Below are 12,571 nucleotides of genomic sequence, written 5' to 3' on the forward strand. Positions count from 1 at the left end.
CAACTGCCCCGTGCCCACCGGTTTCTCCATCCGTTCCGTCCCCTCATCGCCCCTTCGCAGAAGGACCCAGACATGAGCTTCGACCGCAGGACCCGCATAGAGCAGATGCGCAACGCCGACCGCGCGCAGGACCGCCGCAACCGTGTGCTGGTCATAAGCCTCAGCGCCGTCGTCGTCGCAGGTCTCGTCGCCTTCGGCAGCTACACGCTGATCGACAGGTCGCAGGCCTCGGCGGACCAGAAGGCGGCGGACGCGAAGGACGTGAAGCAGTCCGAGGCGGAGAAGCAGAAGCTGGCCGCCGAGCCGATCGAGGGCATGAAGACGTGGGACGCGAAGAAGCTGACCCGCAACCACGTCACCGAGACCGTCACGTACCCGATGAAGCCTCCGGTCGGCGGTGACCACAGCCCGGTCTGGATGAACTGCGACGGCGAGGTATACAAGAAGGCCATCCCCGACGTGAACGCCGTGCACGCGCTGGAGCACGGCTCGGTGTGGGTGACGTACACGGACAAGGCCGCCGCCGCCGATGTGGACAAGCTCGCCGAGCGGGTCGCGACGACCCCGTACTCGCTGATGAGCCCGTACAAGGACCAGGCCGGCACCATCATGCTGAGCGCCTGGGGCAAGCAGGTCACGGTGGACAGCGCCGACGACCGCCGGGTGGCCCAGTTCTTCGCCAAGTACGTGCAGGGGCCGCAGACGCCGGAGCCGGGCGCGGCGTGCACCGGCGGGCTGGGGGCCCAGTGACGGTTTCGCAGCGCACCCGGCGCACCCGGTGGGCGGCGGGTTGCGCCGTCGCCCTCGCGGTGCTGTTCGCGGGGGCGGCGACGGTCGCCTCCGCGCGGGACGACGGGGCGGACCATCACCCGGCCGCCTCCGCCCCGCGCACCCCCGCGTCGGATTCGGCGGACGCCGGGTTCGCCCGCGACATGTCGGTCCACCACCAGCAGGCCGTGGAGATGTCCTTCATCGTGCGGGACCGCACGAAGGACGAGGACGTGCGCCGTCTCGCGTACGACATCGCCAACACCCAGGCCAACCAGCGGGGCATGCTGCTCGGCTGGCTCGATCTGTGGGAGCTGCCGAAGGCGGCCGCCGGACAGGAGCCGATGGCCTGGATGGCCGGTGGCGGCGGTGGGCACAACGGGCACGACGGGCATGACACGGACGGCATGGGCGAGATGGACGGCATGGACGGGATGGACGCCGGCTACCGGGCCCACGACGGTTCCCTCATGCCCGGCATGGCGACCCGTACCGAGCTCGGCCGGCTACGCGAGGCCAGTGGCCGGCAGGCCGAGATCCTGTACCTCCAGCTGATGACCGACCACCACAAGGGCGGCATCGACATGGCCCGCGGCTGCGCCGAACGGTGCACCGTGAAGGCGGAGAAGCGGCTGGCCCGGGGGATGGTCGAATCCCAGCAGTCCGAGCTGGACGCGATGGCCCGGATGCTGGCGGATCGCGGCTCGGCGCCCCGGAAGTGAAAGGTTCCCCCGCCCCGCGAATGCACCCGAATGGGTGATAGCGGTCGCGTACTCCGAACGGGCCCATGACGATGGGTTCGCTCGGGGTCGTACGGCAGTGCCCACCGGCACGCAGGAGGAATCCCTCATGACCACCGCCAAGGACATCATGCACACCGGCGCCAGCTGGATCCCGGCGCACGAGACCCTCGACCGCGCCGCCCAGATGATGCGCGAGCAGAACGTCGGCGCGCTCCCCATCTCGGCCAACGGCGAGCAGGACCGGATGGTCGGCATCCTCACGGACCGCGACATCGTGGTCGGCTGTGTGGCGATGGGCCATGATCCGTCGAAGGTCACCGCGGGCGACCTCGCCCAGGGCACACCGCGCTGGATCGAGGCGGACGCGGGCGTGGAGGAGGTGCTGGAGGAGATGCAGAACCATCGGATCCGGCGGCTTCCGGTCGTCGAGAACAAGATGCTGATCGGCATGATCAGCGAGGCCGATCTGGCCCAGCACCTCTCCGAGGACCAGATCGCCGGCTGGGCGGAGAAGGTCTACTCCCGCGGCTGACCGGCACGGCGTACGACCGGACGGCCCGCCAGGCCCCCGCCGCGCCGCCGCGCGCGGGGTGGCGGGCCATCGCCGTTCATATACCCGGTGGGGGTAGGGTGGCCCGCATGTCCGGGACGAGGTGTGCGCGATTCCGGCAGCTGCTGCTGTTCGCCGCGCTGCTCTTCGGGATCTTCACCATGCACACGGCCGGGCACCCCTCGGAGCACAGCGGCCCGGGAACCGCCATGACGGCCTCGGACCTGACCGCCGTGGACATGACGGCCGCGGACCTGACCGCATTGGACATGCCGGCCGCGCACATGCAGTCTGCGGACAGGGCGGCCGGGGACACGGCGGCCCCGATGACCCCGCAGGCCCAGCGGCCGGTCCTGCCGGATCCGATGCGGGGCATGGACCCGATGGCCGTCTGTCTGGCCGTGCTGTCCGTGTGGGGTCTCGCCCTGCTCGCCGCACTGCTGGTCGTGCGACGGACCGCCGGCCGGCAACCGGGATCCGCCGGAGCCCGTTCGCCGCGAAAGCCGCGGCCCCCTCCCCCGCCCCGGCCGCCCAAGGCCGTCCTCATCGGTCTGTCGGTACTGCGGATATAGGCGGCGCACCGCGCGCCCGCCCGTCCTCAGCACACCGACAACGTCTTTGAGGTGCACTCAGTCATGTCCGCTCAGCACACCCGCCGCGCCGTACTCGGCGCTTCACTCGCCCTTGCCGGTACGGGAGTTCTCGCCGCCTGTTCCGACGGCGCAACACCCACCGACCACTCCGGCATGGACCACGCGGGGCCCTCCGGCACCACGGCCCCCGCGGGATACGTCGCCCCCGACGGACCCGAGGTCGCGGCGGCCGAGAAGCGGCGGGGCGCCGGCCCCGAACGCAAGGTCACCCTGACCGCGACCCCGTCCCGGCTCGACCTGGGCGGCGGCCGCACCGTCAGCTCCTGGGCGTACGGGGACCGGCTGCCCGGACAGGAGATCCGGGTCACCGCGGGCGACACGCTCGCCCTCACCCTCGCCAACCACCTGCCGCAGACGACCACACTCCACTGGCACGGACTCCGCCTGCGCAACGACATGGACGGGGTCCCGGGGCTGACCCAGCGGGCCGTCGAGCCGGGGGCGGACTTCGCCTACCGGTTCGCGGTGCCGGACCCCGGCACGTACTGGGTCCACCCGCACTCGGGCGTCCAGCTGGACCGCGGTCTGTACGCGCCGCTGATCGTCGAGGACCCGAAGGAGCCCCTGTCGTACGACAAGGAGTGGGTCGTCGTCCTGGACGACTGGCTCGACGGGGTGGACGGCTCCACCCCCGACGCGGTGCTCAAGGAGCTCACCGGGGGCAGCGGCCACAGCGGGCACGCCATGCCAGCGCCGTCCTCGTCCGGCGACGGCGGCCCGTCACGGATGCTGATGGGCGCCACCAGCAGGCTGCTCGGCGGCGACGCGGGCGATGTCGGCTACCCGTACTACCTCATCAACGGCCGCACCCCCGAGGACCCGTCCGCCCTCACCGCCCGGCCGGGCGACCGGATCCGGCTGCGGATCATCAACGCGGGCGGCGACACCGCCTTCCGGGTCGCGCTCGGCGGCCACCGGATGACGGTGACGCACACCGACGGCTTCCCGGTGCGGCACACCACGACGGACGCCCTGCTGATCGGCATGGGCGAGCGGTACGACGTGCTGGTCACCGCCGGGGACGGGGTGTTCCCGCTGACCGCGCTGGCCGAGGGCAAGAAGGCCTCCGCGATGGCGCTGCTGCGCACCGGGGGCGGCGCCGCGCCCGGCGCCTCCGTACAGCCGAAGGAGCTGAACGGTGAGCTGGTGACGGCGGACCGGCTGACCCCCGACGCGTCCGTGGCCCTGTCCGGCCGGAAGCCCGACCGGACGGTGCGGATCCGGCTGACCGGGTCCATGGAGGCGTACGACTGGGCCTTCGACCGGAAGCCGTACACCGCCGACCAGCGCCATCCGGTGAAGGCCGGGGAGCGGGTCCGGCTGGAGTTCCGGAACGCGACCGCGATGTGGCACCCCATCCATCTGCACGGGCACACCTTCGCCCTGGCCGGTGGCGCCTCCGGGGCCCGCAAGGACACCGCGATCGTGCTGCCCCGGCAGTCGCTGACGGTGGACTTCGACGCGGACAACCCGGGGCTGTGGATGCTCCACTGCCACAACCTGTACCACGCGGAGGCGGGCATGATGACGGTCGTCGGCTACCGCCGCTGACCGGGGTCCCGGCGGGCCGCAGGTCTTTTTACACGGCCCGCCGGGACATCGCGTCAGTCAGACGATTAGACTGGGCGGCGTGCCTCAACTACGCCTCGCACTGAATCAGATCGACTCGACCGTCGGTGACCTCGCCGGCAATGCCGAGGCGATCGTCCACTGGACCCGGCACTCCGCCGAACAGGGCGCCCACCTGGTGGCGTTCCCCGAGATGGTGCTGACCGGTTACCCCGTCGAGGACCTGGCCCTGCGGTCCTCCTTCGTCGAGGCGTCGCGCGACGCGCTGCGTGCGCTCGCCGCCCGCCTCGACGAGGAGGGTTTCGGGGAACTCCCGGTCGTCGTCGGCTACCTCGACCGCTCCGAGTTCCCGGCTCCGCGCTACGGCCAGCCCGCCGGGTCCCCGCGCAACGCCGCCGCGGTGCTGCACCGCGGCGGGATCGCGCTGAACTTCGCCAAGCACCACCTGCCCAACTACGGCGTCTTCGACGAGTTCCGGTACTTCGTGCCGGGTGACTCGATGCCCGTCGTGCGGGTGCACGGCATCGATGTGGCGCTCGCGATCTGCGAGGACCTCTGGCAGGACGGCGGCCGGGTGCCGGCCGCGCGGGCCGCCGGAGCCGGGCTGCTGCTGTCCATCAACGCCTCGCCGTACGAGCGGGACAAGGACGACACCCGGCTGGAACTGGTCCGCAAGCGGGCCCAGGAGGCCGACTGCACGACCGCGTATCTGGCGATGATCGGCGGCCAGGACGAGCTGGTCTTCGACGGCGACTCGATCGTCGTCGACAGGAACGGCGAAGTGATCGCGCGTGCACCGCAGTTCGCCGAGGGAAGCGTGATCCTCGACCTCGACCTGCCCGCCGCCGCGGCCGAGGCCCCGTCGGGTGTGGTGAACGACGGTCTGCGGATCGACCACGTGGTCCTCTCCGAGAAGCCGCTGCCGCCGTACGAGGCGGAGCTCACCGGCGGGTACGCGGACCGGCTCGACGACGACGAGGAGCTGTACACCGCGCTCGTGGTGGGCCTGCGGGCGTACGCGGCGAAGAACGGCTTCAGCAGTGTGCTGATCGGTCTCTCCGGCGGGATCGACTCGGCGCTCGTCGCGGCGATCGCCTGCGACGCCCTGGGCGCGCAGCACGTGTACGGCATCTCGATGCCGTCGAAGTACTCCTCGGACCACTCCAAGGGCGACGCGGCCGAGCTGGCCCGGCGTACCGGACTGAACTTCCGGACCGTACCGATCGAGCCGATGTTCGACGCGTACATGGGTTCGCTGGGGCTCACCGGTCTCGCCGAGGAGAACCTCCAGGCGCGGCTGCGCGGCACGATGCTGATGGCCGTCTCCAACCAGGAGGGCCAGATCGTCCTGGCGCCCGGCAACAAGTCGGAGCTGGCGGTCGGTTACTCGACGCTGTACGGGGACTCGGTCGGCGCGTACGGCCCGATCAAGGACGTCTACAAGACGTCCATCTTCCGGCTGGCGAAGTGGCGCAACCGGGCCGCCGAGGAGCGCGGGCAGACCCCGCCGATCCCGGAGGCCTCCATCACCAAGCCGCCCAGCGCGGAGCTGCGCCCCGGCCAGGTCGACTCGGACTCGCTGCCCGACTACGACGTGCTGGACCGGATCCTGGAGCTGTACGTCGACCGGGACCAGGGGCTCGACACGATCGTCGCGGCCGGGTTCGACGAGGCGCTGGTGACGAAGACGCTGCGGATGGTGGACACGGCGGAGTACAAGCGCCGGCAGTATCCGCCGGGCACGAAGATCTCGCCCAAGGGCTTCGGCAAGGACCGGCGGCTGCCGATCACTAACCGGTGGCGCGAGTCCGGCTGACGCCGGGGGGTGGGGTGTGACTGCGGGCCCGTCCGGCCGGGGCTTTGTCCTCAATCGCCGGACGGGCTTGGTTGTGCCGGGCTCAGGCTTGGTGTGCCGCCCCCCGGCCGAGGTCTTGTCCTCAATCGCCGGACGGGCTTGATCTGGCCGGGGTCGGACTTGATGTGCCGGGCGGGCTTGTTTTGGCCGGGGTCGGAGTTGATGTGCCGGGCGGGCTTGGTTTTGCCGGGGTCGGAGTTGATGTGCCGGGCGGGCTTTGATTGGCGTGGGGCTCAGTGCGCGTCTGCCTCGGATTTCCGCGGGGTGGATGCTGCCGCTCGGGCCACCACCCGCGACGGGGTCCGGTCGCGGTCCAGGGCGCCCGCCGTGACCGCGACCGCGAGGCCCGCCACGGCCAGGACCGCGCCGACCAGGGCCGGGGACGTCCAGCCCCACCCTGCCGCGATGGCCACCCCGCCCAGCCAGGCGCCGCCGGCGTTGGCCAGGTTGAAGGCGGAGTGGTTGGAGGCGGACGCCAGGGTCGGGGCTTCCTTCGCCTTGTTCATGACGAGCATCTGCAGCGGCGTGGTCGTCATGAAGCCGACCCCGCCCAGCAGCACCACCATCACCAGCGCGGCCCACTGCACATGGGCGGCGAAGGGGAAGACGACCAGGACGACGGCGAGCGCGCCCAGCGATCCGTACAGGGTCGGCCGCAGCGCCCGGTCCGTGAGCGGGCCGGCGGCGAGCGCGCCCAGGGTCATGCCGATGCCGAAGAGCGCCAGCACCAGCGTCACGGAGGACTCGCCGAAGCCCATCGCCTCGGTCGTCATCGCCGAGAGGTAGGAGTACACGGCGAAGACCCCGGCGAAGCCGAAGACCGCGGTGAGCAGCCCGAGCAGAACCTGCCGGTTGCCGAGCGCCCGCAGTTCGTGGCGGACGTTCTGGTCGGCCTCGACGGGGATCTGCGGGACGAGGCGGGCGAGCGCTGCCATCGCGCACAGCCCGATCACCGCGACCACCAGGAACGTCGCCCGCCAGCCGAGGTGCTGGCCGAGCAGGGTGGCGGCCGGCACGCCGACGATGTTGGCGACGGTCAGGCCGAGGAACATCGTCGCCACGGCCCGTGCCTGGCGCCCCTCGGCGACCAGTCGGGAGGCGACGACCGCGCCGACACCGAAGAACGCGCCGTGCGGCAGCCCGGCCAGCAGCCGTCCGGCGAGCAGCCAGCCGAAGCCGGGGGCGAGCGCGGAGGCGAGGTTGCCGATGGTGAAGAGCGCCATCAGCAGCAGGAGCATCCGTTTGCGCGGGATCCGTGAGCCGACGGCGGTGAGCAGCGGGGCGCCGAGCACCACACCGATCGCGTACGCCGAGACGAGGTAGCCCGCGGTGGGAACGGAGGTGCCCAGATCGTCCGCGACATTGGGCAGCAGGCCCATCATCACGAATTCCGTAGTACCGATGCCGAAGGCGCTCACCGCGAGTGCGAGCAGAGCCAGAGGCATGAGGAGAGACCTTTCCGAAGGGAGCCCCGTGCGCTCCGGCCGGGCCCGTGCGGGCCCGGGGATGCGGGAGGGGGCAGGAGGAAACGCGGCCGTGCGTGCGCCGGCGCGGGCCGGCGGGGCCGGATCGCACGGTGACGGACCGGCTTCCTCGCCGGCGACCTTGTTCCCGATCGGAACAAATACTCTCAGACAGTTTGTGCCAGGAGGTAAACGGACCGTTTCCTCAGAGTTTGACGCGGGCGGCGATCGGAAGGTGGTCGCTGTCCGTGGCGGGGAGCGTCCACGACGACATCGGCTCGACGCCCTTCACCATGATCTGGTCGATCCGGGCCATCGGGAACGACGCGGGCCAGCTGAATCCGAAGCCGTCACCGGCCGCGCCCTGGGTGGAGCGCATCTGGGAGGTGACCGCGTTGAGCGAGCGGTCGTTCATGGTCCCGTTGAGGTCGCCGAGCAGGGCGACCCGTTCCAGCGGTTCGTCCGCGATGGCCTCGCCGAGGGCGTCGGCGCTCTGGTCGCGCTGGTTGGCCGTGAATCCGGCGTGCAGCTTGACCCGTACCGAGGGCAGGTGCGCGACGTAGAAGGCGATCTTTCCCTCGGGGGTGGTGACGGTGGTCCGCATGGCGCGGACCCAGCCCATCTTGATGTCCACCGGCCGGGTGTCACTGATCGGGTACTTGCTCCACAGGCCGACGGTCCCCTGCACCGAGTGGTACGGGAAGCGGCCGGCGAGCGCCGCCTCGTACGTCGCCACCTGGCCGCTCGGCAGCTCCTGCAGGGCGATGACGTCCGCGCCGGAGCCCGCGACCTGCTGGGCGGTTCCGGTGGGGTCGGCGTTGTCCGCGTTGACGTTGTGGGTGGCGACGGTGAGGTCGCCGCCGGTGCCCGACTTGTCGGTGAGCAGCCCGCCGAAGACGTTGAACCACACCAAGACCGGCAGCAGCAGGGCGATCAGGGCGGTCGCCGAGCGGCGTACCAGCCCCAGGATCAGCAGCAGCGGGACGAAGACGGCGAGCCAGGGCAGGAACGTCTCGGTGAGGCTGCCGAGGTTGCCGATGGTGTTGGGGATCTGGGCGTGGAACACCATCACCAGGGTCAGCAGGACCGAACAGCCGGCCAGGACGATTCCGCGCCGCCAGATGCCCCGGTCCCGGGCCAGTCTGTCGCGCAGGTCCCGGAAACGGGATCCGGAGCGCTGCGGTCCCACGCCGCCGTTTCCGGTGTCCGCCCTGTACGCCTGCACCATCGCGCTGTCCTCACTCGCTCCGCCGTACACATCGCCGCGCCCCACGACCCTAGGCGATGTGCGATGCCTTTCCCGCCGTCGACGACGGCGGTACTGCCACGAGGACGAAAGAGGCGGTACCCCGGGTTCCGTCCGGAGGCGGTCTGCGGGGGCTTGTGACAGAACGATCACACTCGCACCGGTCCGGGCGCGTCAGCCGTGGCCTGCGTCTTTCCCTTGTACGGCGGCCTGCCGCGGCCCGAGGCCCTCGATCAGCAGACGGATGATGCGGTCGGCGAGGTCCTCGGGCAGCGGCGCGTCCGGCCGGTGAATGGTGCGTACGAGCATGGGGCCGAGGAACAGGTCGTCCATCAGTTCCACGTCCGTGTCCCCCCGCAGCTCACCGGCCTCGACCGCCCGGCCGACGGCGGCGAGCATGGCGACCCGGCGGGGCGCGATCACGGTGCACTGGTAGGCGGCCCACAGCTTGGGGTGGCTCTTCATCTGCGCGAAGACGTTGTGCAGCAGCACCGAGGAGCGCTGGGCGAGGCCACGGGTGCGCATGGACTCCAGCAGGACCCGCAGATCACCGAGGCCTCCGGTGCCGGAGACCTCGGGATCCGACGGCTCGATCGCGCGCAGTACGTCGACGAAGAGCTCTTCCTTGCCGCTCCAGCGCCGGTAGATGGTGGCCTTGCCGACCCCGGCGGTGCGGGCGATCCGCTCGATGGACAGGCCGGCGAGGGGCTCACCGGCCTCCAGCAGTTCGATGACGGCGTCCAGGATGGCCCGCTCGGCCGCCGCGCTGCGCGGGCGGCCGCGACGGGGCTCGTGCTCGTCCCCGTGGCCGCCGCCCTGCTGCTCGTCCCCGGACGGCCCGGACCGGCCGCCGGCCTGCCGGTCCTGCTCGTCCGGGACCCGGTCGTCCTGGTCCGGTGCCTGATCCTGCACGTGAAACCACCTTTCGCCGCCCCCGATTCTCGCCGACCCGGGGGGATACGGCCGCCTTCAGCCGTGCGCGGCCGCCGGTGTCACAGTTCGGCGTTCGCGGGCACCGCCGGCTCGTCCGGTGCGGGCACCTTCGCGGCGGGCGGCCTGCCCGGCAGGAAGAGGGCGACCACGATCGCTCCGAGCAGGGCGACGACCGCCGAGCCGATGGCCGTGACGTGCATGGCGCTGATGAAGGCGTCGTGCGCGGCGGCGACCAGCGGGGTGCCCGCGGGACCCATCTTCTCCGCGACGCCGAGCGTCGCCTCGATCGACTCCCCCGCCACGTCCCTGGCAGCGGCCGGCAGCGCGTCGAGGTGTCCCTCGATGTCCCCGCGGTAGACGGTGGACAGCACCGAGCCCAGGACGGCGATCCCGAGCGCCCCGCCGACCTGCCGGAACGTGTTGTTGACGGCCGAGCCCGAGCCGGCCTTCTCGCGCGGCAGCGCCTGCATCACGGCCACGGTGACCGGCGGCATCACATGCGCCATGCCCGTGCCCTGGACGAAGAAGACGAGGCACATCACCCAGACCGGGGTGGTGGCGTCGAACAGTACGAACGCCGCCAGTCCGCCCGCGACCAGCAGCATCCCGACCGTGCAGACGACGCGGGCGCCGAACCGGTCGACGACGAACCGGGCCCTGGGCGAGAAGACCATCTGGGCGATGGCCAGCGGCAGGATCAGCAGCCCCGACTGGAGCGCGCTCCAGCCGCGCACGCTCTGCATGTAGAAGGCGGAGAAGAACGTCACCCCCATCAGAGCGAAGAAGACCAGCGCGATGGCGGCGACGGCGGCGGCGAAGGCCGGCTTCCTGAAGTACGAGATGTCGATGGCCGGGCTGCTGCTGCGCTTCTCGTGGAGGACGAACCCCACCAGGACGACGATTCCGCCGATGACCGGGAGGAGTACGGAGACGTCGGTGAAGTCGGCGAGCTCGCCGCCGCGGATGATGCCGTACACCAGCAGCACCAGGCCGATGATGGAGAGCACCACGCCGAACGGGTCGAGCCGCCCCGGCCTGGGGTCCCTCGAGTCCGGCACGAGCACCACCATGGCGACCAGCGCGATGATCACGACGGGCACGTTGACCAGGAAGATCGAGCCCCACCAGAAGTGCTCCAGGAGCAGCCCGCCGGTGATCGGACCGATCGCGATGCCGAGACCGACGCTGCCGGCCCAGATGCCGATGGCCTTGGGCTGCTCGTCGCGCTCGAAGACGTTCATCAGGACGGCGAGTGTGGCCGGCATCACGAACGCGGCGCCGAAGCCCATCAGGGCGCGCCAGGTGATGAGTTCACCGGGCGATCCGGACATGGCGGCGAGGGCGGAGCCGATGCCGAAGAGGACGATGCCGAAGAGCAGGACCTTCTTGCGGCCGAGGCGGTCGCCGAGGAGGCCCGCGGTGAAGAGCAGCCCGGCGAAGACGAGCGTGTAGGAGTTGATCGCCCACTCCAGCTCGCTCTGGGTGGCGCCCAGCCCGGTGGGCGAGGGGGAGGCGATCGTCTTGACGGCGACGTTCAGGATCGAGTTGTCCAGCACCACGATGAGCAGGCTGAACATCAGGACGGCGAGAATCGCCCAGCGGCGGCGGTGGACCGCCTCCGGGACCTGGGGCACGACGGCGGGAGCGCCGGACGGTATGGACATGGTGAGCAGCCTAACCTTATTTCGATACGAGACCGTCTCGTATTGTAAAGTCTTTACCGGCCGGTGCGGCCATCGGGATACCGGCGCAGGACCCGGGTGCGGGGCCACTTCCCGTGACGGGCTCCGGGATGCCACCATGGAGGGGATCCGGGGACGCCGTCAGGGTGCCTCGAGATGACGAAGGAGCCGTTGGCCATGTCGCTTCAGGCTGCGCAGAACCAGTCCGCCCAACCCCCCGCGGGAGCCCCCTCCGACAGCAGCAAGGCGCTGTACGGAGGCAAGAGCAACCGCCGTGTCACCATCCACGACATCGCCGCCGCCACCGAGCGCGGCGAGAAGTGGCCCATGCTCACCGCCTACGACGCGATGACCGCGTCCGTCTTCGACGAGGCCGGCATCCCGGTCATGCTCGTCGGCGACTCCATGGGCAACTGTCACCTCGGCTACGAGACCACCGTGCCCGTCACGATGGACGAGATCGCCATCCTCTCCGCCGCCGTCGTCCGGGGCACCAGGCGCGCCCTGATCGTCGCCGACCTGCCCTTCGGCTCGTACCAGGAGAGCCCCGTCCAGGCCCTGCGCAACGCCACCCGGCTGATCAAGGAGTCCGGGGTCGGCGCGGTCAAGCTGGAGGGCGGCGAGCGCAGCCACGAGCAGATCAAGCTGCTGGTCGACGCCGGTATCCCGGTCATGGCCCACATCGGCCTGACCCCGCAGTCCGTCAACGCGATGGGCTACCGGGTGCAGGGCCGCGGCGAGGAGGCCGCCCAGCAGATGCTGCGCGACGCCAAGGCCGTGCAGGACGCGGGCGCGTTCGCCGTCGTCCTGGAGCTCGTACCGGCCGAACTGGCCGCCGAGGTCACCCGCACCCTGCACATCCCGACCATCGGCATCGGCGCCGGTCCCGACACCGACGCCCAGGTGCTGGTCTACACCGACATGGTCGGTCTGACCGGCGGCAAGGTGCCGCGCTTCACCAAGCAGTACGCCGACCTGCGCCAGATCCTGGGCGACGCGGCGAAGGCCTACGCGCAAGAGGTCGCCGGCGGCACCTTCCCCGCCCCGGAGCACACCTTCCACTGACGCCCGAGGGGCCCCGCGCCCCGACGGCCACCGATGACCACCGC

The 12,571-nt window shown here is 71.1% G+C and carries 11 protein-coding genes; 7 read left to right on the top strand and 4 right to left on the bottom strand.

Features of this window, described 5'->3' with window-relative positions; all coding sequences use genetic code 11:
- The first annotated feature begins 72 nt into the window (after positions 1 to 72).
- From OG782_RS10120 to OG782_RS10145, 6 genes are all read left to right on the top strand, one after another.
- A complete protein-coding gene (locus OG782_RS10120; RefSeq protein ID WP_406449468.1) occupies positions 73 to 750 on the top strand; it encodes a DUF3105 domain-containing protein in 678 nt (225 codons plus the stop codon).
- Positions 747 to 1,490 carry a DUF305 domain-containing protein gene (locus OG782_RS10125; RefSeq protein WP_406449470.1) on the top strand — a complete coding sequence of 248 codons (744 nt, stop codon included), beginning with the start codon at positions 747 to 749 and terminating at the stop codon, positions 1,488 to 1,490. Before OG782_RS10120 ends, OG782_RS10125 begins: the two co-directional genes overlap by 4 nt.
- A 127-nt stretch (positions 1,491 to 1,617) precedes the next feature.
- Positions 1,618 to 2,043, top strand: coding sequence for a CBS domain-containing protein (locus OG782_RS10130; protein ID WP_406449472.1), 426 nt, complete (start codon positions 1,618 to 1,620; stop codon positions 2,041 to 2,043).
- 107 nt (positions 2,044 to 2,150) lie between these two features.
- Positions 2,151 to 2,633 carry a hypothetical protein gene (locus tag OG782_RS10135; protein WP_406449474.1) on the top strand — a complete coding sequence of 161 codons (483 nt, stop codon included), beginning with the start codon at positions 2,151 to 2,153 and terminating at the stop codon, positions 2,631 to 2,633.
- Positions 2,634 to 2,696: 63 nt separating this feature from the next.
- A complete protein-coding gene (locus OG782_RS10140; RefSeq protein WP_406449476.1) occupies positions 2,697 to 4,265 on the top strand; it encodes a multicopper oxidase family protein in 1,569 nt (522 codons plus the stop codon).
- Between the two features lie 79 nt (positions 4,266 to 4,344).
- A complete protein-coding gene (locus OG782_RS10145; RefSeq protein ID WP_406449478.1) occupies positions 4,345 to 6,099 on the top strand; it encodes an NAD+ synthase in 1,755 nt (584 codons plus the stop codon).
- 272 nt (positions 6,100 to 6,371) lie between these two features.
- Here the strand turns inward: OG782_RS10145 and OG782_RS10150 are convergent, their stop codons facing one another.
- From OG782_RS10150 to OG782_RS10165, 4 genes are all read right to left on the bottom strand, one after another.
- Entirely contained in the window at positions 6,372 to 7,583 is a 1,212-nt protein-coding gene (locus OG782_RS10150) for an MFS transporter (RefSeq protein WP_406449480.1), read from the bottom strand.
- Between the two features lie 223 nt (positions 7,584 to 7,806).
- On the bottom strand, positions 7,807 to 8,829 hold the full coding sequence (locus tag OG782_RS10155; RefSeq protein WP_406449482.1) for an endonuclease/exonuclease/phosphatase family protein: 1,023 nt from the start codon (positions 8,827 to 8,829) through the stop codon (positions 7,807 to 7,809).
- Positions 8,830 to 9,021: 192 nt separating this feature from the next.
- Positions 9,022 to 9,759 carry a TetR/AcrR family transcriptional regulator gene (locus OG782_RS10160; RefSeq protein ID WP_406449484.1) on the bottom strand — a complete coding sequence of 246 codons (738 nt, stop codon included), beginning with the start codon at positions 9,757 to 9,759 and terminating at the stop codon, positions 9,022 to 9,024.
- Positions 9,760 to 9,839: 80 nt separating this feature from the next.
- Positions 9,840 to 11,444 (bottom strand): MFS transporter, encoded by a 1,605-nt coding sequence (locus tag OG782_RS10165; RefSeq protein ID WP_406449486.1) that lies wholly within the window; start codon positions 11,442 to 11,444, stop codon positions 9,840 to 9,842.
- A 195-nt stretch (positions 11,445 to 11,639) separates the two neighbouring features.
- Here OG782_RS10165 and panB point away from each other — a divergent pair, with 195 nt between their 5' ends.
- Positions 11,640 to 12,527 carry a 3-methyl-2-oxobutanoate hydroxymethyltransferase gene (panB, locus tag OG782_RS10170; RefSeq protein WP_406449487.1) on the top strand — a complete coding sequence of 296 codons (888 nt, stop codon included), beginning with the start codon at positions 11,640 to 11,642 and terminating at the stop codon, positions 12,525 to 12,527.
- The last annotated feature ends 44 nt before the right edge of the window (positions 12,528 to 12,571 follow it).

The sequence above is a fragment of the Streptomyces sp. NBC_00876 genome (assembly GCF_045207435.1).
In the GTDB taxonomy this organism is placed as follows: Bacteria; Actinomycetota; Actinomycetes; order Streptomycetales; family Streptomycetaceae; genus Streptomyces.

Bases quoted from the DNA above. Each gene is read 5' to 3' on its own strand.
- OG782_RS10135 (WP_406449474.1), top strand. From the start codon at position 2,151: ATGTCCGGGACGAGGTGTGCGCGATTCCGGCAGCTGCTGCTGTTCGCC.
- OG782_RS10165 (WP_406449486.1), bottom strand. From the start codon at position 11,444: ATGTCCATACCGTCCGGCGCTCCCGCCGTCGTGCCCCAGGTCCCGGAG.
- OG782_RS10130 (WP_406449472.1), top strand. From the start codon at position 1,618: ATGACCACCGCCAAGGACATCATGCACACCGGCGCCAGCTGGATCCCG.
- OG782_RS10120 (WP_406449468.1), top strand. From the start codon at position 73: ATGAGCTTCGACCGCAGGACCCGCATAGAGCAGATGCGCAACGCCGAC.
- OG782_RS10155 (WP_406449482.1), bottom strand. From the start codon at position 8,829: ATGGTGCAGGCGTACAGGGCGGACACCGGAAACGGCGGCGTGGGACCG.
- OG782_RS10150 (WP_406449480.1), bottom strand. From the start codon at position 7,583: ATGCCTCTGGCTCTGCTCGCACTCGCGGTGAGCGCCTTCGGCATCGGT.
- panB (WP_406449487.1), top strand. From the start codon at position 11,640: ATGTCGCTTCAGGCTGCGCAGAACCAGTCCGCCCAACCCCCCGCGGGA.
- OG782_RS10140 (WP_406449476.1), top strand. From the start codon at position 2,697: ATGTCCGCTCAGCACACCCGCCGCGCCGTACTCGGCGCTTCACTCGCC.